We start from the raw sequence: 24,916 nt of genomic DNA on the forward strand, positions 1-24,916 counted from the left end.
CATGAGCACGGACATGACGACGACGGGCGGCCCCGGGCGCGGGACCGGCACCACCGTGCCGGCCAAGGGACTGCGGGCCGGCATCCTGGACCTGGGCGACTCCGTGATGCTGGGGCTGGCCTCCACCGCGCCGGTGTACTCCCTCGCCGCCACCCTGGGCCTGATCGTTGCAGTCAACGGCAACTACACTCCCCTGATCCTGCTGCTGGGCTTCATCCCGGTCCTGTTCATCGCCTACGCGTTCCGCGAGCTGAACAGCGCCATCCCGGACTGCGGCACCACCTTCACCTGGTCCCGCCAGGCCTTCGGCCCCTGGGCAGGCTGGCTGGGCGGCTGGGGCGTGGCCCTGGCCGGAATCGTGGTCCTGGCCAACCTCGCCCAGGTAGCGGGGAAGTATCTTTGGCTGCTGGTGGGCGACGGATCGCTGGCGGAGAACACCTTGCTGGTCACCGGCACGGGGCTGCTGTTCATCATCCTCATGACCTTGGTGAACTACCGCGGGATCCGGCTCGGCGAGCACGTCCAGCGCGTGCTGACCTACGTGCAGTACATTGCGCTGGGCATTTTCGCACTGGCCATCGTGGTGCGGATCGTGGGCGGGGCACCGGAAGGGCAGGCCTTTGACCTGGAATGGTTCAACCCGGCCGGCGCCTTTACCGACCCCGGCGCCGTAGTACACGGCGCCCTCCTTGCCCTGTTCATCTATTGGGGCTGGGACACCTGCCTGGCCGTGAACGAGGAGACCGAGAACCCGTCCACCACACCCGGCCGCGGCGCCGTGATCTCGGCGTTCGTCCTGGTGGCAATCTACGTTTCCGTGGCACTGCTGGTGATGATGTACGCCACCGTGGGCTCGGAAGGAATCGGCCTGGGCAACGAGGCCAACCAGGACGATGTGTTCCTGGCCATGAAGGACGTGGTGCTGGGCCCGTGGGGCTGGCTGATCGTCGTCGCGGTTCTTGCCTCGGTGCTGTCCTCCACCCAGACCACCATCCTGCCCACGGCCCGCGGGACCCTCTCCATGGGGGTCCACGGCGCGCTGCCGGCAAAGTTCGCAGAGGTGCATCCGCGCAATCAGACCCCGGGATTTTCCACCCAGGTGATGGGAGGCGCCGCCGCGGCCTACTACGTGGCCATGAGCTTCCTGAGCGAGAACCTGCTGGCGGACTCCATCAGTGCCATCAGCCTTTTCATCGCGTTCTACTACGCCCTGACCGGCTTCGCCTGTTTCTGGTACTTCCGCGGAACCCTGCGGGCATCGGCGCGCAACCTCTGGTTCCGCGGCATCCTCCCCCTCGCCGGCGCGCTGCTCCTGACCGCCGCCTTCTTCATCTCGGCGGTCCAGATGTGGGACCCGGCGTACGGCGACACCCAAATCTTCGGTGTCGGCGGCGCCTTTGTGAGCGGGGTGCTGCTGCTGGCGCTGGGCGTGGTCCTCGCGGCCGCGTGCCGTTTCATGCCGTCCACCCGCAGATACTTCCAGGTGAAGAAATGACTGGTGAAAAAATGCCGGGTGAAGCCGTGACCGCGGGCCCGTCCGATGTCCTGGACCTCGACTCCCTGCTGTCCGCGGACGAACTGGAGCTCCGGCAAAAGGTCCGCGACTTCACCCGGCAGCGGATCAAACCGGACATCGCCCGCTGGTATGAGGACGCCGTCTTTCCCCTCGACCTCGCGACGGAACTGGGTGAGCTGGGCGTCCTGGGGATGCACCTGGACGGCTATGGCTGCCCGGGCCGGTCCGCCGTCGAATACGGCCTGGCGGCCATGGAGCTGGAGGCCGGCGATTCCGGCATCCGCACCTTCGTGTCCGTCCAGGGCTCGCTGGCCATGACGGCCATCCATACCTGGGGATCCGAGGAGCAGAAGCAGGAGTGGCTGCCCCGGATGGCGGCCGGGGAGGTCATCGGGTGCTTCGCCCTGACCGAGCCAACGGCGGGTTCAGATCCCGCCTCCATGGCCACTTTCGCGGAGCGGGACGGCAGCGGGGATGACGCCGGCTGGGTGCTCAACGGTGCCAAGCGCTGGATCGGGCTCGCCTCAGTGGCCGGGGTGATGGTCGTCTGGGCCATGACGGACGACGGCGTCCACGGCTTCCTTGTTCCGGCGGGCACCCCCGGCGTGACTGCCACGCCTATCCGGCAGAAGCTGTCCATGCGCGCCTCCATCCAGTGCGATGTGGTGTTCGACGACGTCCGGCTGGGTCCCGAGGCCCTGCTCCCGGGAGCGCGGGGGCTGCGTGGGCCGTTCACCTGCCTGAACGAGGCCCGGTACGGCATCGCCTGGGGTGCCATGGGCGCCGCCCGGGATTCCTACGAAGCCGCCCTGGCGTACTCGCAGGAGCGGCTGCAGTTCGGCAGGCCGCTGGCCGGCTACCAGCTCACGCAGGAGAAGCTGGTGAACATGCTGGTGGAAATCCAGAAGGGCACCCTGCTGGCGCTGCACCTGGGCCGGCTGAAGGACGCCGGAAGCATCCGGCCGGAGCAGATTTCGCTGGCCAAGCTGAACAACGTCCGCGAGGCGATTGCCGTGGCCCGGGAGGCGCGGTCCATCCTGGGCGGCAACGGCATCACCACGGACTATTCACCGCTGCGGCACGCCGCGAACCTGGAGTCGGTCCGCACCTATGAGGGCACGGACGAGGTGCACACCCTGATCCTTGGCCGGCACATCACCGGCCTGGACGCCTTTCACTGACCCCTCCCCCAACCAGCTAGCAGTAGATGCCGTTTTGGGGGCCCAAAACGGCATCTACTGCGAGTCAGTTGGGAGGGCGCGGCGCGAAGGGGGTGCAGGGCACTCAGGCCGAGAAGCCGCCGTCGGCCTTGATCAGCTGCCCGGATACCCAGCGGCCGGCCGGGGACAGGAGGAACGCGACGGTGCCGGCGACATCGGCCGGGGTGCCGAGCCTCCCGGTGGGCTGGCGCGCGGTGAGCTCCCGGCGGACCTCCGGGGACATCCAGCCGGTGTCCACCGGCCCCGGGTTGAGCACGTTGGCCGAGATCCCCTGCGGACCCAGCTCGCGGGCGGCGGCGATGACGATCCGGTCCAGGGCACCCTTCGAGGCACCGTACGGAAGGTTGAACGCCGTATGGTCACTGGTCAGCGCAACGATCGCGCCGCCGTCGTCCGGTGCCTGCCGCGCAAAGGCGGCGATCAGCTGCCAGCTGGCGCGTGTGTTGACGGCGAAGTGGCGGTCAAAGGATTCGATACTGGTGTCCAGCACGCCCGAATCCACCGATTCAGCGTGGCTGAGCACCAGGCCCTGAAGCGGGCCCGCCAGCTGCCCGGCCTCGGCCACCAGCCTGTCCGGGACGCCGGGATCCTGGAGGTCTGCCGACAGGACCTGGACCTTGGCTCCAATCGCTTCCAGCTCGGCCGTGAGGCGGACCACGTCCTCGGGTTCGCTCCCCCACGGCATGCGGGCGTCGTAGTCGGCCCAGTAGGACAGGGCCAGGTCCCAGCCGTCCGCAGCGAGCTGCCGGGCAATGCCGGCACCGATTCCGGCAAGCCGTCCCACACCGGTGACCAGGGCAACGGGACGGACAGGGGCGGGTGCGACGGGTTCCATCCGACCAGCCTAGCCGCGCCCCAGATCAAGCCGCTGCCGGCTCCGCTTCCCGCGAACTGTGGTGCCGGCGGATGGTGGCACTGATGACCGCAGCGATGGTGCACATGGCTGCGGCTCCCAACCAGGCGTAGGTGTAGTGGCCGGTGGCATCCCGCAGGGCCCCGGCCGCGATGGCCGCCGCGGCGGCGCCCAGCTGGTGGGCGGCGAAGACCCATCCGAACACCACACTGCCGTCAGCACCGAACGTTTCACGGCAGATGGCGGCCGTGGGCGGAACGGTGGCCACCCAGTCCAATCCGTAGATCACCACGAACACGATCATGCTGGGCTGCACGTCTGCATTCAGCAGCAGCGGCAGCACCAGCAGCCCGATGCCGCGGAACTGGTAGTAGACGGCGAGCAGGACGCGGGGGTTGAAGCGGTCCGTCAGCCAGCCCGAGGCGATGGTCCCGATAATGTCGAAGATTCCGACGACGGCCAGCAGGCCCGCGGCCGTGGTTTCGGGCATGCCGTGGTCATGGGCGGAGGGGATGAAGTGGGTGCCGATCAGGCCGTTGGTGGTGGCGCCGCAGATGGCGAAACCGGCCGCGAGCGCCCAGAACGTGCGCACCCTGCTGGCGCGCTTGAGGACCTGGAGCGCCCGGACGGCAGCGTTGCTGCGCGGGGCGCCTTCCGGAGCCGCTGCCTGGGAACCAGCCTGTTCTTCAATGGCTGGCCCTTCCGCGCCGTAGGGCAGCACCCCGACGTCGGCCGGCGAGTTCTTGAGGAACTTCAGCACCAGCGGGACCACGGCAAGCGCCCCGGCAGCGATCAGCAGGGAGGCCTGGCGCCACCCGGGATCCTGCGCGAGGAGGGCGATGAAGGGCAGGAAGACCAGCTGGCCGGCGGCGCTGCCGGCCGTCAGGATGCCGATGACCAGGCCCCGGTTTTTCGTAAACCACGTGTTGGCGATGGTGGCGGCGAAGACCAGTGCCATGGAGCCGGTGCCGAGCCCGATCAGCAGCCCCCAGGTGAGGAGGATCTGCCATGACTGGTTGACCAGCACGGTCAGCGCGCTGCCCATGCCGATCAGGACCAGGGCTGTTGATGTGACGGCCCGGATGCCGAACCGCTCCATCAGGGCGGCGGCAAACGGAGCCGTGAGGCCGAACAGCACCAGGTTGATGCTGACGGCCGCCGAGAGCACGGTGGTGGACCAGCCGAACTCCTGCTGGAGCGGCACCATGAGGACGCCCGGGGCGGCCCGGAATCCGGCTGCCCCAACCAAGGCAAGGAATGCCACGGCGGCGACGATCCAGGCCGGGTGCAGGCGGCGTCGAGGTCCGGGGGCCTGAAGAACGGTGGTCTGCGAGGGAGTTCCGGCCGTTTCCTCGGGCAGGGTGCTCACGATGCCGCTCCCTTCCCGGATGCGGTGGACAGCCGGATGGGTTGATCGGACCTGGACCGGCTGTGCCAGCTGGTGTTGGCCGCCGTCAGCCGCGCGCCGCATTCGGTGCAGGTGTCCGCCGAGGTTGTGGGTTTCCCGCAGCCGGTGTGGATCACGTAAAGGTGGGCCTGGTCCGACGGCGCGGGCAGGTGTTTTTCCGCCCAGATGGTGACCGCGTTCAGCACCGGCAGGGCGTCCTCACCCTTGGGGGTGAGGACGTACTCCTGGCGTGTGCGGCCGCCGTCGTCGTAGGCCTTCCTGGCCAGCAGCCCGGACTCAACCAGGCCTGCCAGGCGTTTGGTGAGCACCGAGTCCGCCACTTCCAGCCGGCTTTTCATGGCGTCGAAGCGGCCATTCCCAAAGAAGACCTCGCGCAGCACCAGGATGCTCCAGGGGTCGCCCAGGATGTCCAGGCCGCGGGCCATGCTGCAGCTGCGTTGGGACCAGTCGGATCGAAGAGGCATAGGGAAAACCCTAGCTGGCTTTCCTCAAGAAAGCCAGACCCTTTCGTGGTTACGGGATGGCCGAGAACGCCTGGTCCAGGTCCGCGATCAGGTCCTCCACGTCCTCGATGCCGCAGGACAGCCGCAGCAGGTTGACCGGGACGGCCAGCTCGGTGCCCTTGACGGACGCGTGGGTCATCTCGGAGGGGTAGTTCATCAGCGACTCGATCCCGCCCAGGGATTCGGCGAGCGTGAACACGGACGTGGACTCCGCCACCTTCCGGGCCGCCGCCTCACCGCCCTTGAACTGCACCGAGACCATGCCGCCGAACTTCCGCATCTGCTTTTTGGCGAGCTCATGGCCGGGGTGGCTGGGCAGGCCCGGATACAGGACGGCCTCAACCTCCGGGCGTTCCAGCAGCCACTCCGCCACGGCCTGCCCGTTCTCGCTGTGCCGGTCCATGCGGACGCCCAGGGTCTTCAGTCCGCGGGTGGTCAGGAAGGCGTCCATGGGCCCGGACACGGCGCCCACGGCGAACTGGACGAAGCCGATCTTTTCCGCCAGTTCGGCGTCCTTCACCACGACGGCGCCGCCCACCACGTCGGAGTGGCCGCCGATGTACTTGGTGGTGGAGTGGACCACCACGTCCGCACCCAGGGCGAGCGGGGTCTGCAGGTAGGGGGACGCGAAGGTGTTGTCGACCACCAGGAGGGCCCCGGCGTCGTGCGCTATGTCCGCGAGCGCTGCGATGTCGGTGATCTTCATCAGCGGATTGGAGGGTGTCTCCACCCACAGGAAGCGGGTCTTATGGGAGGCCACGGCGTCGCGGACCATGTCCAGGTTGGCCATGTCCACGGGGGTGTTGCCAATTCCCCAGTCGCCGAGCACCCGGCTGATCAGCCGGTACGTGCCACCGTAGGCGTCATTGCCCAGCACGATGTGGTCCCCGGGGCGGGTCAGCGCGCGGATCAGGGCGTCCTCCGCGGCCAGGCCGGAGCTGAAGCTGTAGGCGGAGGTGCCCAGTTCCAGCGACGCGAGCTGTTCCTGCAGCGCGTCCCGGGTGGGGTTTCCGCCGCGCCCGTATTCGTAGCCGCTGCGCAGTCCCCCGATCCCGTCCTGGGCATAGGTGGAACTGAAGTGCAGCGGCGGCACCACGGCTCCGGTGCGGGGCTCGAAGTCCTGGCCGGCGTGGACGGCGCGGGTGTTGAAACCTTGGTTTTCAGGCAGGGACATGGTGCTCCTTTGCGGGTAACGCAGATCAGTTGCTGAGGTAGGCCAGCAGGTCGTGCCGGGTGAGGATGCCAACGGGCGCACCCACGAACGTGACCATCAGGGTGTCCGTGTCAGACAGCAGTTCCCTGGCGGCAGAGATGGTTTCCAGCGATCCGATGACGGGCAGCTTGGGTCCCATATGCTCGGAGATCTTGTCCGTCAGCTTGGCCTCGCCCCGGAACAGTTTGGCAGTCAGTGTGCGCTCGTCCACGGCGCCGAGGACCTCGCCCATGACCACGGGCGGTTCCTGGGACAGGACCGGGATGTGGCTGACGCCGAACTCGTTCATGATGTTGATGACGTCGCGGACAGACTCGTTGGGGTGGATGTGCACCAGGTCCGGCAGTTCGCCGTTCTTGGACTTGATGACCTCCCCCACGGAGGTTTCCTCGCCGCCGGAGAGGAAACCATAGGAGCGCATCCACTGGTCGTTGAAGATCTTGGCCAGGTAGCCGCGTCCTGAGTCTGGGAGGATGACCACGACGACGGCGCTTTCCGGCAGGTCCCGGGCCGCCTGCAGCGCGGCTACCACGGCCATCCCGGAGGAGCCGCCCACCAGCAGTCCCTCCTCCCGCGCCAGCCGGCGGGTCATGGCGAAGGAATCGGCGTCGCTGACGGCGATCACCTCGTCCGGGACCGACTTGTCGTAGTTAGCCGGCCACATGTCCTCGCCAACGCCCTCCACGAAGTAGGGGCGCCCGGTCCCGCCGGAGTAGACCGAGCCCGCGGGGTCCGCGCCGATGATCTTGACCACGCCGCCGTCGGACTCCGGCCGGTCCGCCGAAACCTCCTTGAGGTACCGCCCGGTGCCGGTGATGGTGCCGCCCGTGCCCGCGCCGATAACGCAGTGCGTTACCTTGCCGTCGGTATCGCGCCAGATCTCCGGGCCGGTGGTCTTGTAGTGGCTGCCCGGGGCGGCGGGATTGGAGAACTGGTCCGGCTTGTAGGCGCCCGGCGTCTCCCGGGTGATGCGGTCCGAGACGCCGTAGTAGCTTTGCGGGCTGTCCGGCGGAACGGAGGTGGGCGTGACCACCACTTCCGCGCCGTACGCCTGCAGCACCGCACGCTTGTCCTCGCCCACCTTGTCCGGGACCACGAAGATGCACTTGTAGCCCTTCTGCTGCGCCACCAGGGCCAGGCCCACGCCGGTGTTGCCGGAGGTGGGCTCCACAATGGTGCCGCCGGGCTTCAGCTTGCCCTCGCGCTCGGCGTCCTCGATCATCTGCGCGGCGATGCGGTCCTTGATGGATCCGCCCGGATTCAGGTACTCAAGTTTGACCAGGATGGTGGCCTTGAGGCCGTCGGTCACGTGGTTGAGTTTGATGAGCGGGGTATTGCCGATGAGGTCCAGGATGGACTGGGCGTACTTCATAGGTACTAAGCTACCGCTTCCTGCGCGCCCGCCCCGGTGCGGGATGCGAGGATAGGCCGGTGAAGCAGTTCGCATGGCTGAAAGCCGCCCGGAGCTACCTGCTGCCCGGCGGAACGCTGGCAGCAGGTATAGCCACCCTGGCACTCGGTGCGCTCCCCCTGCCCGCGTTCGGGGAGCTTTCTTCCCGGACCATTCCCATCCTGGCCTTCGTGCTGGCCATGTCCCTGGTCACCGAACTGGTGGACGAGGCAGGACTGTTCCGGGTGGTGACGGACAGGCTGGCGGCCCTGGGCCGTGGCCGGGTCTTCCAGCTGTGGCTGCTGGTGGTGGCGGTGGCCACGGTGTCCACCGTGTTCCTGTCCCTGGATACGACGGCGGTGCTGGTGACGCCCGTGGTGGTCCTGCTGGCCGTCCATGCCCGGATCCCGCCGCTGCCGTTTGCGCTGACCAGCATCTGGCTGGCCAATACCGCTTCACTGCTGCTTCCCGTTTCCAACCTCACCAACCTCCTGGCCCAGGACCGGCTGGGCCTGAGCCCCTGGCGTTTTGCGGGGCTGGTGTGGGCGCCTGCCCTGGTGGGCCTTCTGGTCCCCCTGGTCCTGTTGTGGCTGGCTTTCCGGCGGGACCTGCGCGGAACATACGGGCCGCAGCCTGCGCATCCCATCCGCGACCGCACCCTGTTGAAGGCCGCTGCCGTCACGCTCCTGGTCCTGTTGCCTGCGCTGGTGTCCGGAGTGCCGGTGCAGTACCCGGCACTGGCAGCCGCGGCCTTCCTCCTGGTGGTCTTCCTGCGCCGCCGGCCGTCCGTCCTGCGGTGGTCAATGGTGCCATGGCGGCCGCTGATGCTGACGGTGGGCCTGTTCATGCTCATGGAAGCACTGCACGCGCACGGCCTGACCGCACTGCTGGCGGGTGTTGCCGGTTCCGGTGAGAGCCTGCCTGCGCTCCTGCAGCTGGCCGGGCTGGGCGCCGGTGCCGCCAACGCCGCCAACAACCTGCCCGCCTACCTGGCACTGGAACCGGTGGCGGGATCGCCGGCAAGGCTTGCGGCACTGCTCATCGGAGTGAACCTTGGGCCGCTGGTGACTCCGTGGGCGTCGCTGGCCACGCTGCTCTGGCATGAGCGGCTGCGGGTGCTGAACGTCCCCATCCGGTGGGGCGGGTTCGCCCTGGCCGGCCTGGTGGCCGTGGTGCTGACGGTGCCGCTGGCCGTCCTGGCGCTGTGGCTGGTTTCCGGCACACTGTGAACCCCCGGACCGGCACCCGTGAAACGGCAGCCCCGGACCGGCACCCGTGAAACGGCACCGTACAGCGAAGGCTGTCAGCCGCGCTGGGCGTCCCCTTCGGCCGGGAGATTCTCCCAGAGGCCCATCACATTGCCCTCGGAATCCCTGAAGTAGGCCGTGTAGCCCATGCCGGGAATTTCGTTCTTCGGTACCACCACTGATCCACCCAGTTCCTCCACCCTCTTGAGGGTGGCATTGATGTCCGGGACGTCCACCGTGACCACCGGGTTGGTGATCTCCCCCTCCCTGGCCATCATGCCCCCGTTGATGGCACCGGCGGCCACTGGCTGGCCGTTGTCATCCATGTCCGCGGTGATGACCATGCTGTAGTCCATCCCTGGCACTGGTTCGATCCGCCAGCCCAAGGCTTCCCGGTAGAACTTGCTGGCCCGGTCCTGGTCGTCCGCGGGGATTTCGAAATGCACCACTCCGCCCATCATGGCCCTCCTGCCGTGTCGGGTTGCGGCGCAGTCTGTTCCGCGCCACAGGGTGGATTCTAGGTTTTGCCCGGGCGGGGAATTAGGGCCGTTCTACCTTTGCTTCCGGCCGTTTTCCTCCCCCGGCTGGCTTATGGGCCGGCTGGTTGTCCCGCCGCTGTCAGTGGTCCGTGGGACGATTGAAGGCATGACGATCGCAGAGGCACCTCCCCGGGTGGCAGCCGCGGCGGACGTGTCCCTGCGGTGGTATCCGGAGGCTCCGTACAGCCTTTCCCGCACGCTTGCGCCTCTTCTGCGGGGCAACAGTGATCCTTCCTTCTGCGTTCAAGGCGACGTTATCTGGAATGCGTTTACGACGCCGGCCGGTCCGGCAACAATGCGGCTCGCCCCGGCGGGCGGCGAGGCAGCAGACGGCCCCTTGGTGGACATCCAGGCCTGGGGTCCCGGTGCCGCGGCCGCCGTCAGGGCAGCGCCCCGGCTCCTGGGGGACGACGACGACTGGCGGGGTTTCGACGAACCCTCCTTCCATGCCACACTGCCCCACATGGTCCGGGAGGCCCGGCGGCGCAGCCTGGCGGTGCGGCTGCCGTCCAGCGGCCGCATGGTGGACCAGCTGGTGCCGATCATCCTGGAGCAGAAGGTGACGGTCATTGAGGCGCGGCGCGCCTACCGCTATCTGGTGCACCGGTACGGAACCCCGGCGCCCCGGGCCGGTACGTCCACCCCGGCCGGGCTGGTGGTGGCGCCAACGGCAGCGCAGTGGCTGCAGGTTCCCAGTTGGGAGTGGCACAGGGCCGGCGTGGGTCCCCAGCGCTCAGCCACCGTCATGCGCGCGCTGCGCTCCGCCGCCGCACTTGAACGGCTCGCCGCGCTGCCGGCCGCGGAAGCTGCCGGGAAGATGCAGGTCATTCCGGGCATCGGGGTATGGACCGCCGCCGAGGTTGTGCAGCGCACCCACGGCTGCCCGGATTCGATCTCCGTGGGCGACTACCACCTCGCCGCCTACGTGGGGGCGGCGCTCACCGGACGCAGGACGGACGACGCCGGGATGCTCCGGCTGCTGGAACCCTGGCGGGGGCACCGGCAGCGCGTGGTCCGGATGATCCAGAGCACCGGTTACCGCAAGCCCACTTTTGGCCCGCGGATGACCCTCCAGGACCACCGGGGGCACTGAGGCTTGCCACGGCAGGTCAACGGGTGCTTGATCCGGACCGCGATGGGTAAGGCTACGGTGTGGCGTCCAGCCAGGCACGGCCGGACCACGATTGAGAGGAATCCATGAGCTCCGATCCTGGACGCACCAACTACGCCGGCGGGGAACCCCTGGACGTGGATCCAACCGGGCAAGACCCCGCGGTGGTGGACCCGGAGGCGCACGATCCTGACGGGGATGCCAAATTGAAGCTGCAACTGGCCATCTTCGACGTGACTCGCCGCGGGGCCACGGGCAAGAGCCTTGAGGAAATCCGGGAGATGCTGCTGACCGCGTTCACCGCGCGGGACGTTGCCCCACCACCGTTCACCTGGGTGGAGTCCGTGGCGTCGTCGGCGTTCTACGGTGAGCCCTACATCATCGACTACCCAACAGCCATCGCCGCCGACGATCTGGAGGCTGCCCCCGATGAGACGGTGCGGGAGCGGCTGGCCGCCCGACGGAAACTGCGCGAGACCCAACTGCCGCAGGGGATCCTTCCGGCCCCGTCCGAGTGGCACATTCCCGCCAACGAGGTCACCGGCGGCAGGACGCGACAGGCCCCCATGGCCGGAAGGAACGGGGCAGCGGTCCTGGCCTTGGTCGCACTGGCGGCGGGCGCCGTCGTGGCCGTTGTGGCGCTACGGCTATCCCGCCGCCCAACCGGCCGCAGTAGCTAGCGGGCAGTTCTCCCCATGCCTCCGGCGGCGCGCCTCGCGTAAGCTTGAGCCTGGATATTTGGGGGAATAATGGCAGGCATTTATGGGGCGGACGTCGCCCAACTTCGCGCCCTGGGAAAGGCCCTTACCGCCTCTTCCGCGCGCTTGATGTCCACTGCCACGGCGCTGTCGAGGAACATGGGCGAGCCGGGCACCTGGAAAGGGGCCGACGCCGAGAGGTTCCGGAACGACTGGAATGGCACGCACAGCCTCCTGCTGGGCCGCGTCATTGAGGCCCTTGCGGACGCAGGGAAGGCAGCCGCACAGCACGCGGACGAGCAGGAACGCGCCAGCGGCGCCGGTGGCGCGTCAGGCCGGACCAGTACGGCCGGGGGCCCTCCCGGCAAGGCCGCCGGGGATGCGACGTCCGATTACCTGACCGGCGGGGAGCATTCTGTGGCGCGCCACCCCGACCGCGGCGAAGCGAACCTTGCCGCGCCCGAACTGGACAGGCTACAGGGCCTGGTCAGGGACGCTGCGTCGGGCGACAACTTCTTTGTGGGCAACGATTCGGACGTCAACAAGCTCCGCGACGCCTTGACCGGGCTCAAACCTGCCCAGCTGAACCAGTTGCTGGAGTCGTTAACCGATGATGAGCTCCGAAGCCTGGGCAGCGGCGCGGCGACCGACGGCAAGGGACTGTTCAACTGGGAGGGAACCACGCCTTTCGAACGTCAGCAACTGCTGGACCAGCTCCTGTCCAAGGCGTCAGCAGAGCAGGTGGGGCGCCTGAAGGACCTCATCCCGTGGGCCCAGCTGGACGGGCAGGCCATGGGAGATGCAGCGAGGCCTGATGGCCCTGACGCCAGCAGCACGAACCGGTGGATGGAACCCAAGTGGCCGGTGGTCGGACAACGCCCGGGCACTGACGACATCAGGCAGGGGCAGTACGGGGATTGCGTGGTTTTGGCCGCCGCCGGGGCCATGATCAATGCCGATTCGGGTTGGGCCCGCGAGCACGTAACGGACAACGGCAACGGCACGGTTTCCGTCCTGCTGTTCGACAAGAACGGAGAGGAGCAGTGGGTCACCGTCACCTCGGACCTGCCGGCAAACAGCAAGGGCGCACAGATGGGAGCCAAAGCAGGGTTTGGCGGCAACTGGCCTGCCTATGTCGAGAAAGCGCTGGCACAGGTTTACACCGAGGACGACAGAAACGACGGGACAGCGGAAGGGGCGCCCCCGGACCAGGCGTATCCGCCAGGCAACTACCGCGCCATTGAAGGCAACTGGGGTCCCGACGCATTCCAGTTTTTGGCAGGACCGGACGTGGAACGCACCGACGACGCCGGGAAGCTGTGGGAGGCGGCCGGCCGGGGACGTCCGGCCTTGGTCACAACACTGGGTGAAACGCCGGAGGAGGCGCCCAACGGATACCATGCCGGCCACGCCTATTTCGTTACCGGAGTTGACGAGCGGGGGAACATCATCCTTCAAAACCCATGGGGCCCCTCCGAGCCGCGCATGTACATCTCGCAGGACGAATTCACCAAGCTCTTCAGCGATGCCACGGTGGCGGGCTGATGCCGCGTCCAGCCCTGCGGCTTCGTGGCCGCATTCTCGCTTGCACGGTTTTGCCTCTGGCACTCTCTCTGAGCGGCTGCTCCCCCTCCGCAGAGCCGTCCCAACAGCACTCACCCCAAGCATCAAAGGAGCCAGCCATGACGTCAACGGCAAGCTGCACCAACACTGGAATTTACCGGATCATCCCGTCTGCAAATGGCTCTTTTCCGCTTCTGCCGGATTCCCCGCGGGGCTCGGATGCCACACCGCTCGTGCGACTGTCCAGCACACACCTGAAGAATGACCCGCCGACGGTGGACCTGTCGGTAGCCTTGTTCGAGGTCAGCAGCCCGGCATCGAAAGACTTTCCGGGGTTGGCACTCGGGCAGGAAGCCACATTTGACGGCTACACCATCCGGATCACCTCGATCTGCGAGGGCGAAGTCCGATTCGACCTGGTGCAGCAGCCCCGCTAGTCAGAGCCGCAGCCGGGCCACCGCTTCCTCGCGCATCTGGACCTTGCGGACCTTCCCTGAGACCGTCATGGGGAAACTCTCGCGCACCTCCACGTAGCGCGGGATCTTGTAGTGGGCCAGCCTCCCCCGGCAGTACTCGGCCACCGCTGCGGCGTCCAGCCGTTCCGCGCCCGGCTTGAGGATTATGCAGGCCATCAGCTCCTCCCCATATGTGGGATCAGGAACCCCAATCACCTGGACGTCCTGGATGGCAGGGTGCGTGTACAGGAACTCCTCGATTTCCCGGGGGTAGATGTTCTCCCCGCCCCGGATCACCATGTCCTTGATCCGGCCCTCCACCACCACGTACCCGTCGTCGTCCATCCGGGCGAGGTCGCCGGTGTGCATCCACCCGTCGGCGTCGATGGCTTCGGCCGTCTTGTCAGGCTGGTTCCAGTACCCGGCCATCACCGCGTAGCCGCGGGTGCAGAGCTCACCGATCTGCCCGCGCTCCAGTTCCTCCCCCGTGGCAGGGTCAACGATCCGGCTCTCGAGTTGCGGCATGGTCCTGCCCACGGTCTCGGTGCGCTGCTGGAGGGTGTCCCCCTTGCGGGTCATCGTGGACACGGGCGAGGTCTCGGTCATGCCGTAGCAGATGGCCACATCCACCATGTTCATTTCCGAGATCACCCGGTTCATCACCTCGATGGGGCACAGCGAACCGGCCATCACCCCCGTGCGGAGCGTGGACAGGTCATAGGAGGCGAAGTCCGGCAGCGCGAGCTCGGCGATGAACATGGTGGGAACCCCATAGAGGGATGTTCCGGCGAAGTCCTGCACTGCCTCAAGTGCGGCCGCCGGCGAGAAGCCGCGGCCAGGGATGATGGTGGCGGCGCCGTGGCTGAGCGCATTGAGGTTGCCGATCACCATCCCGAAGCAGTGGTAGAAGGGCACCGGGATGACCACCCGGTCATGGTCCGTGTAGCCCAGCAGCTCACCGATGGCGTAGCCGTTGTTCAGGATGTTGTGGTGCGTGAGCGTGGCGCCTTTGGGAAAGCCCGTGGTGCCGGACGTGTACTGCAGGTTGATGGGATCGTGCGGGTGGAGTTCGGCCATGCGGGCCTTCAGGGCAGCGTGACTCACGTCGTCCGCCCGCTTGAGCAGTTCGGCGTACGTCAGTTCGGCATCGCTTTGGGGGCTCCCGGCCGTCAGCCCATCCAGGCCGTGGTCCGGCAGGAAGACCAGCTCCCGCAGGTCCGGGCAAGTCAGCAGGGCCTGCCGCGCCATGGCCACGTAGTCGCTGTTGTTGTCCGACGGCGCCGTGAACAGCATGCGCATGCCGTTCTGCTTGACCACGAATTCCAGTTCATGGCTGCGGTAGGCCGGGTTGACGTTGACCAGGATGGCGCCGGCCTTGGCGGTGGCGTACTGCAGCAGCGTCCATTCGGCGCAGTTGGGGCTCCAGATGCCCACCCGCTCCCCCTTGGCGATGCCCAGGGCGAGGAGCGCACGCGCCAGCCGGTCGACGTCGTCGTTCATCTTTGTGTAGCTCCAGCGGCGGGCATCGGCGCCCGGCACCGGTGCGGCCTCAATCAAGGCGTCATGGAGGGGGAACTGGGCGGCCACGCGCTCGAAGTTCGCGCCGATGGTTTCCTCCAGGAGCGGGACGTCAGTGTCCCCGGCTGTATAAGCACGCATGATGGCACGCTACCAACAGGATCCCTGCAGGAGAAGGAAGACAGGCGGGGAAACGGGCGCAACACAACGGGGCGCCACCTGCAGCCCCGGTATTGTGAAACGCATGAGTGCACCCATTGACCTGATAGCAACGTTCATTCCCAACGACGGCGAGTTCTTCCGCGTCAAGCTGGCCCTGGAAATCGCGATCGATGAGGTGGTGAACGAGCCAGGCTGCATCCGCTACGAGCTGACCGAAGCCACGGAGGAGAAGCTGGTCCTGACCGAACAGTGGGCGTCCGAGGAGGACCTGGACAAGCACTCCAAGGGCACCGCTGTGCAGGACCTGAACGAGTCGCTGAGCGCGTTGCTGGCCGAACCGGTCAAGCTGGAACGCGTCTGACGCAGCCTGAACGCAAAAATGCGGGACCTCCAGTGGGAGGTCCCGCATTTTTTGTGCTGTCAGAGTCTTAGAAGTCGGGGATCTGGGTGCCGTCCTGCGTACCGTCCCGGGGGCCGGCAGGCTGGCTGGCCGCCGCTGCCGCTTCTTCCCGCTGGCGGGCCACGTGGGCGTGGACCTCGTCCATGTCCAGTGCCTTCACCGCGTCCACCACCTGTTCCAGCTGCTGGGCGTTCAGGGCGCCGGGCTGCGAGAACACCAGCACCTTTTCACGGAAGGCCATCAGGGTGGGGATGGAGGTGATGCCTGCCTCCGCCGCCAGCTGCTGCTCTGCTTCGGTGTCCACTTTGGTGAACACGACGTCAGGGTGCTTCTCGGAAACTGCTGCGTAGGTGGGGCCGAACTGCTTGCAGGGGCCGCACCATTCTGCCCAGAAATCGACCAGGACAATGTCGTTGCCTTCGATCGTGGATGCGAACTGTTCACCTGTGATGTCGAGGGTAGCCATGTGTCCACGCTACGCGCCGGGGCCCCGGCTGTCGCCCGTGTTCGCTCCCCGCGTCATCGGGAATAGGGGAAGGACGACGCCGGCACGGGGGTTCAGCGGTTGGCATCCCACAGGTGCGGGGAAGGCGTGCGGCTGCCGGGCAGGGCGCTGGAGGCGCGCCACTCATGGATCCACTCGGGCAGCACCAGGTCCCCGGGCGGTGTCCCGAACTCCGCGATGATCTCCTCCTGGCTGACCGGGCCGGTCTTGGTGACCAGCCGGGTGGCGATGTAGGCACGTGCGTAAATCTCGCCGTCGGCCACCATGCGCTGCTCGAAGAAGATCGCCTTGGTGTCCAGCCCGATGATGCGGGTCTCGATGGCGTAGTCCTGCCACAGCTGCAGGGATTTGCGGAAGGAGATGGTTTCCGCCGACACCACCGGGCTCCAGCCGCGGCGGCGCATCCGCTTCCAGACGCCGCTGCGCACCATGAGGTCGAACCGGCCCAGGTCCATCAGGGACAGGTACATGCCGTTGTTGACGTGCATGGCGATGTCGATGTCCGTGGGCAGGACGCGCAATGGCAAGGATGCCGGTTCCCATACGGCGAGCGGCGGCCGCCGTTTCGACCGGAAAAGCAGAAGCAGTGTTCTCAGGAGCAGGTGCATGCCTCAATGTTACCCGCCGGTAACATCTTTTGGCCTGCTGTGCCGCGGTCCATCCCCTTAGGATTTTCTGCATGACGCAGCAACGCTACCGGGCCCTGGCGGAGTGGCCCCTGATGGCGACGGCACTGGTATTTCTCGGCGCGTACGCCTGGCAGGTCATCGGCAGGGTCGAGGGCAGTGGGGCGGACTGGCTTGAGGCGGTCATGTGGGTGACCTGGTTCGTCTTCGTCCTGGACTACTCTGCAAACCTGTGGCTCTCGGCTGACCGGCGGCAGTGGTTCATCCGGAACCTGCACGAGCTGGTGATCGTGGCCTTGCCGTTCTTCCGGCCGCTGCGCCTGCTGCGCCTGGTCACATTGTTGTCCGTCCTGCACCGTACCGTGGGCGAAACGCTGCGCGGCCGCGTGGTCACGTATGTGGCGGGGTCCGCGGCGCTGCTGGTTTTTGTCGGTGCGCTGGCTGTGCTGGACGTCGAACAATGGGCGCCGGACGCCAAGATCACCACGTTCGGCGATGCCCTGTGGTGGGCCACCGCAACCATCACCACGGTGGGCTATGGGGACATGTACCCGGTGACGCCCATCGGCCGGCTGGTGGCCACGGCGCTGATGATGAGCGGCATCGCCGTGCTGGGTGTCGTGACGGCGTCCATTGCCTCCTGGCTCGTCCAGCGGGTTGAGGATACAGCGGAAACGGTGGCGGAGGCCGTGGAAGAGCCGCTGCGGGTTGAAGTGACGGAACTGGTGGCCGAGATTGCCTCATTGCGCCGGGAAATCGCCGAGCTGCGGGAACGCCGGACGCCGTAGAAGCGGGGATTGAGAGATTCCGTTTGGTGGTTGGCCTGCGCCCTCCAGGTCACGGCCGGTGGCAAGTATTGGGCTTCCGGATGCTGAGTAGCTTCGCTGCCGCGGGCGGGTACCGGCCCCGAAAACTCGGGTAATTCCTACTGGTGCCCCGGCCTTGGGGCGATTCCTAGACTCGGGATTCCTAGGACCAACACGCACTGGCAGGTCCCCCGGGTGGCTTCCGGACGTTCCTGCCTTCACGCGGAGTTCCGCATTTTCTGGGTATGCGGATGCCTCCACCCTGTGCCGCCTGCGGCTCCGGCAACTGCCGGGGCCGGCGGTGCAATGACTTCGCCATCCGTCCGGCGCACCGGTGTGCAGCAGCACAACCTGGCTGGACCGAACCCAGATGGGCCAACTCCATGAAACAGCCTTTCATTCCCTCCCCCGAGGGCACCAGCAGAAGCTTCGCCACCGACGAACCACGGACTGACCTCAACACCGGCCGGCCGGTCATCAGCAACAGGTTATGGGCCGGCATGGCCACGGCGGCCGTTGTGGCCGCGGTAGGCGTGGGCGCCATGGCAGCGCCGCCCGCTACCCTCGGCGGAAGCACGACGGCGGCGGCCCAGGTGGCAGAGGCCGCCTCACCACCGTCGCCAAGCGCCGCAGCCGAAACAGCCACGGACGCCGTGGCATCCGGACAAAGCGATCCGGGTGCGGCATCGGCGGTGGCGGCACAGGCTGCTGCGCCGGCCGCCGACCCGGCGCCTGCCCCCGCACCGGCAGCAGCCGAACCTGCGCCGGAACCTGCGCCCGCACCGGCCCCCGCGCCTGCCGGTGACCCCAACGTGTACACCGTGGTCCCGGGCGACACCGTGGGCGCGATTGCTGCCGGCCATGGCGTGGACATGAACGCCATGCTCGCGGCCAACGGGCTCAGCGCCTACAGCATCATCTACCCTGGCCAGACGCTCCTGCTGACCGGTCCGGCCATCGCAGTGGCCGCACCCGCCCCGGCTCCGGCCGCGGCTCCGGCCGCGGCCCCGGCCGCGGCCCCGGCTCCAGCGGCCGCACCGGCACCTGCTCCGGCTCCCGTCCCCGCAGCGCCTGCAATCCGGACCATTTACGTTGCCGGCTCCGGCGGCCAGTCCATGGTGGACGCCTGCATCGGGCCCATCCACTTCACCCCCAATGACGGCTATTCGCTGTTCATCACCGAGCATGATTTCTGCGGCGGCTGGGCCCGGTTCTCCGGGATCAGCGTGGGTGAGACGGTGAGCATCCCGGGCTATGGAACCTTCACGGTAACGGGGCGCGGGACGGTCCCCAATCCCGGAACCACCAACGACGTGATTGCGGTGTTCGGCGGTTTCCCCCGGGCGATCCTGCAGACCTGCATCCCGGGCACAAGCCAGATGCTGCTGATCGCACTGAACTGAAGGCACGTGAACCCGGGAGCTGAGCCGGGTTATCAAAAGCTTGTCCGCGGGTCCGAACCTTTACGGCTTGGATCCGCGGACAAGGCCATGCCGCATTGCCGGCGCTATATCCCGTGGCGCTCCGAGATGTGCTCCACCAGTTCGCCTACGCGCTGTTCGGAGTAGTTGCGCGCAATGTCGCCCTGGCTGATGATGCCCACCAGTTTGTGGTCGGAGATCACCGGGAGCCTGCGGACCTGGTGCTTTTCCATCATGTCGATGGCTGCATCGACGTTGGCGTCGGCGTCGACGCAGTAGGGCTTGCCGGAGGCGAGGTCGCGGGCCATCATCTGGCCCGGGTCACGGCCGGCGGCGACGCACTTGAGCACAATGTCGCGGTCGGTGATCATGCCCTTCAACTTGCCGTCATCCCCGCAGATGGGGAGGGCGCCGCAGTCCAGGTCCTGCATCATCCGGGCGGCGTCCACAAGGGACTCGCCTTCACGGATACATCGCGCATCCGTGGTCATGAATTCACGTACAGCACTCATTGAATCCTCCTTCATCGATGGATTTATCGACGCAGGGCATCGGGGCACGTGCGCCGATTCTGTCAGACTACGCCCGCACCCCCATGGTGTCGACGACGGTTTGGCACCGTTTCCAGGCGGCCTCCGGCCCTGCCTGGAGACACGAAAAAGCCCCCGGAACCTGGTGGTTCCGGAGGCTTTCCTTGGGTGGCAGATGAGGGATTCGAACCCCCGTAGGCGTTGCCAGCTGATTTACAGTCAGCCCCCTTTGGCCGCTCGGGTAATCTGCCGAACTTCAAAAGAAGTACCCGCTGATGCAGTGTTCGGAGCGTCCGTTTCCGTCCGTTCCGCTTCAGTAACCGCGGGCAAGACAACTTTACAGAACTTCCGCCGAAGAATCGAATCGAGCCCCGGGCAGCCCCAAAAGCCGCGGAACAGCGCCGGAAAACCGCTGTTTTATGCCTCCTGGCCCAGGATGCGTCCGGCCAGCTTGGCCTCGAAGCTCAGGGCCTGCTCCTCGGTGATCTGGTTCAGCTGCACGGCCCGCTGAAGGTCCGCCCGTACCCCGTCCATGCGGGAGGAGGCGTCGGCCACCGGGCTGAAGATGATGGAGGCTGCCAGCGCTGCCGCCGCCACCGAGGTCGCCGCCGTGGCCACCGCCCCCGCTGCTGCTGATGTGGTCCGGGTGACATAACGGGCGGCCTTGCGGTGCATGGTGTTCCTCTCGAACTTCAGTACAACTGCTCCAACTCTCGCCAGCGCGCCTTCGTTCCCCCGGTGCGTCCGCTGAGAGGGAACTGTGAATCCGCGGCCCCCACCGGTCCGGGCATCCGTACTAGGCTGGATTCCAGTGATCCTGGCCCTGTTCCGCGCGGGGCGCCCCATCAACAAAGGAGAGTCATGGCAGGCGAGTCAACGTTCGACGTCGTAAGCAAAGTGGACAAGCAGGAAGTGGCCAACGCGCTCAACCAGGCCCAGAAGGAACTCGCCCAGCGCTACGACTTCAAGGGCGTCGGGGCCGAGGTGGACTTCAGCGGCGAGAAGATCCTCATGAAGGCCAACTCCGAGGAACGCGTCCTGGCGGTCCTGGACGTACTGCAGTCCAAGCTGATCCGCCGCGGAATCTCACTGAAGTCGCTGGATACCGGCGAGCCCTACGCATCCGGCAAGGAGTTCCGCCTGGAAGCCTCCATCAAGGAAGGCATTGCGCAGGACCTGGCCAAGAAGATCAACAAGCTGATCCGGGACGAGGCGCCCAAATCGGTGAAGTCCCAGATCCAGGGCGACGAACTGCGGGTCTCCTCCAAGTCCCGCGATGACTTGCAGGCCACCATGGCGCTGCTGAAGGACTTCGAGGAAGCCGACCTGCAGTTTGTGAACTTCCGCAGCTAGCCTTCCCCGCCGTCGAATTCGACGCGGATAATTTCCTCCGCTACGCCTAACGGCCGGCGCACCCGATATACGGGGGGCGCCGGCCTTTTTGCGTATCGCGGACGGCTTTGCGTGTCGCGGGCGGCTTTGCGTGTCGCGGGCGGCGGAGCCGGTCGCCGATTCCGCTGCGGCCCCGCCATGCGTAACGAACACGAAATTACAGCACGTTTAGTTTGCGTAATTGCCGGCGCCGGGTAATCTCATCCTTAGGCCTGCCTAAGTAAGGCTTACCTGAGCGAAAGAACCTCCATGACTGCCAACTACCTGATCGGCCTGCGCGAAGGACTCGAAGCCACCCTGGTGGTGGTCCTCCTCATGGCCTACCTCGCCAAGACGGACCGCCGCCACCTCATCCCCCGGCTGTGGACAGGCGTTGCGGCGGCCGTGGCTGTCTCCGTCGGGTTCGGGGCCCTCCTGACCTTCGGCCCCAAGGGCCTCACGTTTGAGGCGCAGGAGGCGATTGGCGGCAGCCTGTCCATCCTCGCCGTCGGCCTGGTCACCTGGATGGTCTTCTGGATGGCCCGCACCGCGCGGACACTCGGCAGCGACCTGAAGTCGCGCGTTGACCGGTCCGCAGGCGGGGCCGGTTGGGGCCTGGCCGTGGTGGCAGCCATCGCCGTGGGACGGGAAGGCCTGGAAACGGCCCTCTTCCTGTGGGCGGCGGCCAAGGCCACCGGTGAGACCACCCAGCCACTGCTGGGCGCCCTGCTTGGCCTGGCAACCGCGGCCGGCCTGGGCTACCTGCTGCACCGCGGCGTCCTGAAGGTCAATCTCTCCCGCTTTTTCACCTGGACCGGCGCCGCCCTGATCGTCATCGCCGGCGGCGTGCTGTCCTACGGCGTCCATGATCTTCAGGAGGCCCGGCTCCTTCCGGGCCTGCACTCCCTGGCGTTCGATATCAGCGCCACGGTACCGCTGTCGTCCTGGTACGGCACCCTGCTCAAGGGCACCCTGAACTTCTCCCCGGCTACCACCTGGCTGGAAGCCGCGGCGTGGCTTGTGTACGTACTGCCCGTGCTGTTCCTCTACCTGCGCACGCACTTCACGTCGGTGCCGCCAGGCAGGACCATGGCCGGCAACAACCACGCCGCCAAAGCCCCGGCCGCTGCCTGACCGACTGCTTGACCGCCAAAAGACCTCCGCACCCGCACCCAAAGGACAACCCAATGCCCGGCTTCACCCTGCCCAAAACACCCCGGTACGTCTTCCGAAACAAGCCCGCCGCCCTTGCTGCCGCCGTCGTGGCCGTCCCTCTGCTCCTCACCGGCTGCACGGACAACACCAAGGCAGCGGACACCTCGGGTGGCGCCATCGAGGTTGTCAGCTCAAATACCGAGTGCAAGGTCTCGGCCGGCAGCGTGCCCAGCGGAAACCTCAGCTTCTCCGTGAAGAACGAGGGCACGGAGGTCACCGAGTTCTACCTGCTGGCAGCGGACGGGCTGCGCATCCTGGGCGAGGTGGAGAACATCGGCCCCGGCCTGACCCGCAACCTGGTGGTCACCGCCCCGGCAGGCACCTACACGACAGCCTGCAAGCCGGGCATGGAAGGCGACGGGATCAGGGGCGCCCTGGAAGTCACCCAGTCCGGAAACCAGCCGTCGGCCGACACGGACTTCCAGCACCTCCTGGACACCGCCACCGGGCAGTACGCCTCCTACGTCAAGGACCAGAGCGAGCAGCTGCTCACCGGCACCCAGCAGTTCGCCGCCGCCTTCGCGGCCGGCAACGCGGAGGAGGCGCGCTCCCTGTACGCGGCAACGCGCCAGCACTGGGAACGGATCGAGCCCGTGGCCGAGTCCTTTGGGGACCTGGACCCGCAACTTGATGCCCGTGAAGCCGATCTCGAACCGGGCCAGGAGTGGACCGGCTGGCACCGTGCCGAGAAGGACCTGTTCCCGCCGGCGGACTACACGGCGTTGACGGCAGCGGAACGGTCCTCGATCGCAGACCGGATGGTGGCCGACACCAAGGACCTGGTGGAGCGCACCCGCACCCTGGAGATTTCCGCGGACATGCTGGGCAACGGCGCCAAGGAACTGCTGGACGAGGTTGCCACCGGAAAGGTGACCGGGGAGGAGGAGATCTGGTCGCACACGGATCTTTGGGACTTCCAGGCGAACGTCGACGGCGCCCGCATCGCCTTCGAAAGCCTGAAGCCTGCTTTGCTTCGGAAGGACGCTGCCCTGGCCTCCTCCCTGGATGAGAAATTCGCCGCACTGCAGGCGGAGCTGGCCACGCACGCCCAGGGCACTGGCTTCGCCTCCTACGACAAGCTGGCCCCTGAGCAGGTCCAGCGGCTGGCGTCACTGGTTGACGCGCTCGGCGAACCGCTGTCCCGGCTGACGGCGGCGGTGGTCCTGTGACCGGCTGCCCCTTTGGCGGCCGGCCGCCGGAGGCCTCCGCGCCGGATGAACCTGCCGCTTCACCTGGGGCGGCGCAGGATGGCGGGGACCGGGAACAGCCGACGGCGGGAGCCCGCCTAAGCAGGCGCGGCCTGTTTGGCATCGCCGGACTGGGCGGTGCGGCAGCGGGGCTCGCCGCAGGCTTCCTGGGGCACGACGCCGTGGCCGCCTCTGCCGCGCCGCCGGCCGCCGACAGCCCGGTGGTCCCCTTCCACGGCCACCACCAGGCCGGCATTACCACCCCCGCCCAGGACCGCCTGCACATGGCCGCGTTCGACGTCACCACGACGAAGCGTGAGGAACTGGTCCAGCTGCTCAAGGACTGGACGCGGGCTGCGGAAGCACTGACCGAGGGCCGCCCTGCGGGCGCAACCGGCGCCGTGGACGGACCCTATGGTGCCCCTCCGGAGGACACCGGCGAGGCGCTGGACCTCAACGCGGGAAAGCTGACCCTGACCTTCGGCTTCGGCGCCGGCCTGTTCGAAAAGGACGGCGTGGCCCGCTTCGGACTGGAAGGACGCCGGCCCGAGGCCCTGGCCGACCTGCCGCACTTCCCCGGCGAGGACCTGGACCCCGCCCGCAGCGGCGGCGACCTGGTGGTGCAGGCCTGCGCGGACGACCCCCAGGTGGCGGTGCACGCCATCCGAAACCTGGCACGGATCGGCTTCGGCAAGGTGCGGGTCAGGTGGTCCCAGCTGGGCTTCGGCCGGACATCGTCCACGTCCCGCACGCAGGAGACCCCGCGGAACCTCTTCGGGTTCAAGGACGGCACCAACAACCTGAAGGTGGAGGACCAGCAACTGCTGGACCAGCATGTGTGGGCAGCGGCCGCCCGGCCCCAGGATGCCTGGATGACAGGCGGCAGCTACCTGGTGGCCCGCCGGATCCGCATGCACATCGAGATCTGGGACCGCACGTCCCTGGGCGAACAGGAAGGCCTGATCGGCCGGACCAAGGGAACGGGTGCACCCCTGTCCGGCGGCGGGGAGTTCACCGAGCCCGATTTCGCGCGGCAGGGCAAGGGCGGAAAACCCCTGATCCCCCTCGATTCCCACATGCGGATGGCACATCCCAGCCAGAACAGCGGCGTGCGGATGCTGCGCCGGGGCTACAACTACACCGACGGTTCCGACGGCCTGGGGCACCTGGACGCCGGGCTGTTCTTCATTGCGTTCGTCACCGATCCACGGACCCACTATGTCCCCATGCAGATGGCGATGGCCAAGGGCGACACCCTGGCGGTGGAGTACCTGAAGCACACGGGCTCCGGACTTTTCGCGGTGCCGGGCGGGGTGAAGCCCGGCGGCTTCATCGGCGAAGGCCTCTTCGCGTAGCGGGACCGCCCATGCCGGCCCCGCCCCGCCGTCGTTCCCGACGCGCCAAAGGCTAACCGCTGCGCAGGTTCCTTGGCGCACCCGAAATACCAGAGGCGCCAAGG

Annotated in this window: 25 protein-coding genes and 1 tRNA gene; 14 read left to right on the forward strand and 12 right to left on the reverse strand. The window is 67.3% G+C overall.

Going from position 1 to position 24,916, the window contains the following annotated elements; all coding sequences use genetic code 11:
* The first annotated feature begins 1 nt into the window (after position 1).
* Together LDO86_RS14580 and LDO86_RS14585 are read left to right on the forward strand one after the other, a co-directional pair.
* Positions 2-1,495: an APC family permease gene (locus tag LDO86_RS14580; protein ID WP_018769064.1), complete on the forward strand. Its 1,494-nt coding sequence runs from the start codon at positions 2-4 to the stop codon at positions 1,493-1,495.
* Positions 1,492-2,697, forward strand: coding sequence for an acyl-CoA dehydrogenase family protein (locus tag LDO86_RS14585; protein WP_223992348.1), 1,206 nt, complete (start codon positions 1,492-1,494; stop codon positions 2,695-2,697). The genes LDO86_RS14580 and LDO86_RS14585 overlap by 4 nt, the downstream gene beginning before the upstream one ends.
* Before the next feature lie 103 nt (positions 2,698-2,800).
* On the opposite strand, the gene LDO86_RS14590 is transcribed toward LDO86_RS14585, so the two are convergent.
* The 5 genes from LDO86_RS14590 to LDO86_RS14610 form a co-directional block, all read right to left on the reverse strand.
* A complete protein-coding gene (locus LDO86_RS14590; protein ID WP_018769062.1) occupies positions 2,801-3,571 on the reverse strand; it encodes an SDR family oxidoreductase in 771 nt (256 codons plus the stop codon).
* Positions 3,572-3,596: 25 nt separating this feature from the next.
* Positions 3,597-4,880, reverse strand: a complete 1,284-nt coding sequence (locus LDO86_RS14595; RefSeq protein ID WP_224084487.1) for an MFS transporter — start codon at positions 4,878-4,880, stop codon at positions 3,597-3,599.
* A gap of 74 nt (positions 4,881-4,954) precedes the next feature.
* Positions 4,955-5,461 carry a helix-turn-helix domain-containing protein gene (locus LDO86_RS14600; RefSeq protein WP_026265732.1) on the reverse strand — a complete coding sequence of 169 codons (507 nt, stop codon included), beginning with the start codon at positions 5,459-5,461 and terminating at the stop codon, positions 4,955-4,957.
* A 49-nt stretch (positions 5,462-5,510) separates the two neighbouring features.
* Entirely contained in the window at positions 5,511-6,674 is a 1,164-nt protein-coding gene (locus LDO86_RS14605) for a cystathionine gamma-synthase (RefSeq protein ID WP_018769059.1), read from the reverse strand.
* 25 nt (positions 6,675-6,699) lie between these two features.
* Positions 6,700-8,085: a cystathionine beta-synthase gene (locus LDO86_RS14610; RefSeq protein ID WP_018769058.1), complete on the reverse strand. Its 1,386-nt coding sequence runs from the start codon at positions 8,083-8,085 to the stop codon at positions 6,700-6,702.
* Positions 8,086-8,144: 59 nt separating this feature from the next.
* On the opposite strand from LDO86_RS14610, the gene LDO86_RS14615 reads away from it, so the two are divergent.
* A complete protein-coding gene (locus LDO86_RS14615) occupies positions 8,145-9,332 on the forward strand; it encodes an SLC13 family permease (protein WP_018769057.1) in 1,188 nt (395 codons plus the stop codon).
* Between the two features lie 74 nt (positions 9,333-9,406).
* Here LDO86_RS14615 and LDO86_RS14620 read toward each other — a convergent pair whose 3' ends face one another.
* On the reverse strand, positions 9,407-9,811 hold the full coding sequence (locus tag LDO86_RS14620) for a VOC family protein (RefSeq protein ID WP_018769056.1): 405 nt from the start codon (positions 9,809-9,811) through the stop codon (positions 9,407-9,409).
* Positions 9,812-9,995: 184 nt separating this feature from the next.
* On the opposite strand from LDO86_RS14620, the gene LDO86_RS14625 reads away from it, so the two are divergent.
* From LDO86_RS14625 to LDO86_RS14640, 4 genes are all read left to right on the forward strand, one after another.
* Positions 9,996-10,982 carry a 3-methyladenine DNA glycosylase gene (locus LDO86_RS14625; RefSeq protein ID WP_026265731.1) on the forward strand — a complete coding sequence of 329 codons (987 nt, stop codon included), beginning with the start codon at positions 9,996-9,998 and terminating at the stop codon, positions 10,980-10,982.
* A 104-nt stretch (positions 10,983-11,086) separates the two neighbouring features.
* Complete coding sequence (locus LDO86_RS14630; RefSeq protein ID WP_018769054.1) at positions 11,087-11,680, forward strand: hypothetical protein; 594 nt, start codon at positions 11,087-11,089, stop codon at positions 11,678-11,680.
* A gap of 69 nt (positions 11,681-11,749) precedes the next feature.
* On the forward strand, positions 11,750-13,243 hold the full coding sequence (locus LDO86_RS14635; RefSeq protein WP_018769053.1) for a hypothetical protein: 1,494 nt from the start codon (positions 11,750-11,752) through the stop codon (positions 13,241-13,243).
* A gap of 137 nt (positions 13,244-13,380) precedes the next feature.
* Positions 13,381-13,698 (forward strand): hypothetical protein, encoded by a 318-nt coding sequence (locus tag LDO86_RS14640; RefSeq protein ID WP_018769052.1) that lies wholly within the window; start codon positions 13,381-13,383, stop codon positions 13,696-13,698.
* Here LDO86_RS14640 and LDO86_RS14645 read toward each other — a convergent pair whose 3' ends face one another.
* On the reverse strand, positions 13,699-15,375 hold the full coding sequence (locus LDO86_RS14645) for an AMP-binding protein (protein ID WP_018769051.1): 1,677 nt from the start codon (positions 15,373-15,375) through the stop codon (positions 13,699-13,701).
* 103 nt (positions 15,376-15,478) lie between these two features.
* Here LDO86_RS14645 and LDO86_RS14650 point away from each other — a divergent pair, with 103 nt between their 5' ends.
* Positions 15,479-15,757: an antibiotic biosynthesis monooxygenase gene (locus tag LDO86_RS14650; protein WP_018769050.1), complete on the forward strand. Its 279-nt coding sequence runs from the start codon at positions 15,479-15,481 to the stop codon at positions 15,755-15,757.
* Positions 15,758-15,824: 67 nt separating this feature from the next.
* On the opposite strand, the gene trxA is transcribed toward LDO86_RS14650, so the two are convergent.
* The gene (gene trxA / locus LDO86_RS14655) at positions 15,825-16,262 is read right to left on the reverse strand and encodes a thioredoxin (RefSeq protein WP_018769049.1); all 438 of its coding nucleotides are present in this window, start codon (positions 16,260-16,262) and stop codon (positions 15,825-15,827) included.
* A 92-nt stretch (positions 16,263-16,354) separates the two neighbouring features.
* On the reverse strand, positions 16,355-16,909 hold the full coding sequence (locus LDO86_RS14660; protein ID WP_018769048.1) for an acyl-CoA thioesterase: 555 nt from the start codon (positions 16,907-16,909) through the stop codon (positions 16,355-16,357).
* 71 nt (positions 16,910-16,980) lie between these two features.
* On the opposite strand from LDO86_RS14660, the gene LDO86_RS14665 reads away from it, so the two are divergent.
* Together LDO86_RS14665 and LDO86_RS14670 are read left to right on the forward strand one after the other, a co-directional pair.
* Positions 16,981-17,715: an ion channel gene (locus LDO86_RS14665; RefSeq protein ID WP_018769047.1), complete on the forward strand. Its 735-nt coding sequence runs from the start codon at positions 16,981-16,983 to the stop codon at positions 17,713-17,715.
* Positions 17,716-18,116: 401 nt separating this feature from the next.
* Positions 18,117-19,136, forward strand: coding sequence for a LysM peptidoglycan-binding domain-containing protein (locus LDO86_RS14670; RefSeq protein WP_018769046.1), 1,020 nt, complete (start codon positions 18,117-18,119; stop codon positions 19,134-19,136).
* Between the two features lie 104 nt (positions 19,137-19,240).
* Here LDO86_RS14670 and LDO86_RS14675 read toward each other — a convergent pair whose 3' ends face one another.
* The 3 genes from LDO86_RS14675 to LDO86_RS14685 all read right to left on the reverse strand — a co-directional run bounded on the left by LDO86_RS14675 (position 19,241) and on the right by LDO86_RS14685 (position 20,359).
* Positions 19,241-19,666, reverse strand: coding sequence for a CBS domain-containing protein (locus LDO86_RS14675; protein ID WP_018769045.1), 426 nt, complete (start codon positions 19,664-19,666; stop codon positions 19,241-19,243).
* A 187-nt stretch (positions 19,667-19,853) separates the two neighbouring features.
* Positions 19,854-19,935, reverse strand: a tRNA-Tyr gene (locus tag LDO86_RS14680).
* A gap of 166 nt (positions 19,936-20,101) precedes the next feature.
* On the reverse strand, positions 20,102-20,359 hold the full coding sequence (locus LDO86_RS14685; RefSeq protein ID WP_018769044.1) for a hypothetical protein: 258 nt from the start codon (positions 20,357-20,359) through the stop codon (positions 20,102-20,104).
* Between the two features lie 186 nt (positions 20,360-20,545).
* Here LDO86_RS14685 and LDO86_RS14690 point away from each other — a divergent pair, with 186 nt between their 5' ends.
* The 4 genes from LDO86_RS14690 to efeB all read left to right on the forward strand — a co-directional run bounded on the left by LDO86_RS14690 (position 20,546) and on the right by efeB (position 24,812).
* Positions 20,546-21,037, forward strand: a complete 492-nt coding sequence (locus LDO86_RS14690) for a YajQ family cyclic di-GMP-binding protein (protein ID WP_018769043.1) — start codon at positions 20,546-20,548, stop codon at positions 21,035-21,037.
* 288 nt (positions 21,038-21,325) lie between these two features.
* Positions 21,326-22,189: an iron uptake transporter permease EfeU gene (efeU, locus tag LDO86_RS14695; protein ID WP_018769042.1), complete on the forward strand. Its 864-nt coding sequence runs from the start codon at positions 21,326-21,328 to the stop codon at positions 22,187-22,189.
* Between the two features lie 53 nt (positions 22,190-22,242).
* Positions 22,243-23,439 (forward strand): iron uptake system protein EfeO, encoded by a 1,197-nt coding sequence (gene efeO, locus LDO86_RS14700; RefSeq protein WP_018769041.1) that lies wholly within the window; start codon positions 22,243-22,245, stop codon positions 23,437-23,439.
* 131 nt (positions 23,440-23,570) lie between these two features.
* On the forward strand, positions 23,571-24,812 hold the full coding sequence (gene efeB / locus LDO86_RS14705) for an iron uptake transporter deferrochelatase/peroxidase subunit (protein WP_231377425.1): 1,242 nt from the start codon (positions 23,571-23,573) through the stop codon (positions 24,810-24,812).
* The last annotated feature ends 104 nt before the right edge of the window (positions 24,813-24,916 follow it).

This window comes from Arthrobacter sp. StoSoilB19, assembly GCF_019977275.1.
In the GTDB taxonomy this organism is placed as follows: Bacteria; Actinomycetota; Actinomycetes; order Actinomycetales; family Micrococcaceae; genus Arthrobacter.

Excerpts from the sequence above, each read along its gene's own strand:
- LDO86_RS14580 (WP_018769064.1), top strand. The coding sequence starts at position 2 with ATGAGCACGGACATGACGACGACGGGCGGCCCCGGGCGCGGGACCGGC.
- LDO86_RS14585 (WP_223992348.1), top strand. The coding sequence starts at position 1,492 with ATGACTGGTGAAAAAATGCCGGGTGAAGCCGTGACCGCGGGCCCGTCC.
- LDO86_RS14590 (WP_018769062.1), bottom strand. The coding sequence starts at position 3,571 with ATGGAACCCGTCGCACCCGCCCCTGTCCGTCCCGTTGCCCTGGTCACC.
- LDO86_RS14600 (WP_026265732.1), bottom strand. The coding sequence starts at position 5,461 with ATGCCTCTTCGATCCGACTGGTCCCAACGCAGCTGCAGCATGGCCCGC.
- LDO86_RS14605 (WP_018769059.1), bottom strand. The coding sequence starts at position 6,674 with ATGTCCCTGCCTGAAAACCAAGGTTTCAACACCCGCGCCGTCCACGCC.
- LDO86_RS14610 (WP_018769058.1), bottom strand. The coding sequence starts at position 8,085 with ATGAAGTACGCCCAGTCCATCCTGGACCTCATCGGCAATACCCCGCTC.
- LDO86_RS14620 (WP_018769056.1), bottom strand. The coding sequence starts at position 9,811 with ATGATGGGCGGAGTGGTGCATTTCGAAATCCCCGCGGACGACCAGGAC.
- LDO86_RS14625 (WP_026265731.1), top strand. The coding sequence starts at position 9,996 with ATGACGATCGCAGAGGCACCTCCCCGGGTGGCAGCCGCGGCGGACGTG.
- LDO86_RS14630 (WP_018769054.1), top strand. The coding sequence starts at position 11,087 with ATGAGCTCCGATCCTGGACGCACCAACTACGCCGGCGGGGAACCCCTG.
- LDO86_RS14635 (WP_018769053.1), top strand. The coding sequence starts at position 11,750 with ATGGCAGGCATTTATGGGGCGGACGTCGCCCAACTTCGCGCCCTGGGA.
- LDO86_RS14640 (WP_018769052.1), top strand. The coding sequence starts at position 13,381 with ATGACGTCAACGGCAAGCTGCACCAACACTGGAATTTACCGGATCATC.
- LDO86_RS14645 (WP_018769051.1), bottom strand. The coding sequence starts at position 15,375 with ATGCGTGCTTATACAGCCGGGGACACTGACGTCCCGCTCCTGGAGGAA.
- LDO86_RS14650 (WP_018769050.1), top strand. The coding sequence starts at position 15,479 with ATGAGTGCACCCATTGACCTGATAGCAACGTTCATTCCCAACGACGGC.
- trxA (WP_018769049.1), bottom strand. The coding sequence starts at position 16,262 with ATGGCTACCCTCGACATCACAGGTGAACAGTTCGCATCCACGATCGAA.
- LDO86_RS14660 (WP_018769048.1), bottom strand. The coding sequence starts at position 16,909 with ATGCACCTGCTCCTGAGAACACTGCTTCTGCTTTTCCGGTCGAAACGG.
- LDO86_RS14665 (WP_018769047.1), top strand. The coding sequence starts at position 16,981 with ATGACGCAGCAACGCTACCGGGCCCTGGCGGAGTGGCCCCTGATGGCG.
- LDO86_RS14670 (WP_018769046.1), top strand. The coding sequence starts at position 18,117 with ATGAAACAGCCTTTCATTCCCTCCCCCGAGGGCACCAGCAGAAGCTTC.
- LDO86_RS14675 (WP_018769045.1), bottom strand. The coding sequence starts at position 19,666 with ATGAGTGCTGTACGTGAATTCATGACCACGGATGCGCGATGTATCCGT.
- LDO86_RS14685 (WP_018769044.1), bottom strand. The coding sequence starts at position 20,359 with ATGCACCGCAAGGCCGCCCGTTATGTCACCCGGACCACATCAGCAGCA.
- LDO86_RS14690 (WP_018769043.1), top strand. The coding sequence starts at position 20,546 with ATGGCAGGCGAGTCAACGTTCGACGTCGTAAGCAAAGTGGACAAGCAG.
- efeU (WP_018769042.1), top strand. The coding sequence starts at position 21,326 with ATGACTGCCAACTACCTGATCGGCCTGCGCGAAGGACTCGAAGCCACC.
- efeO (WP_018769041.1), top strand. The coding sequence starts at position 22,243 with ATGCCCGGCTTCACCCTGCCCAAAACACCCCGGTACGTCTTCCGAAAC.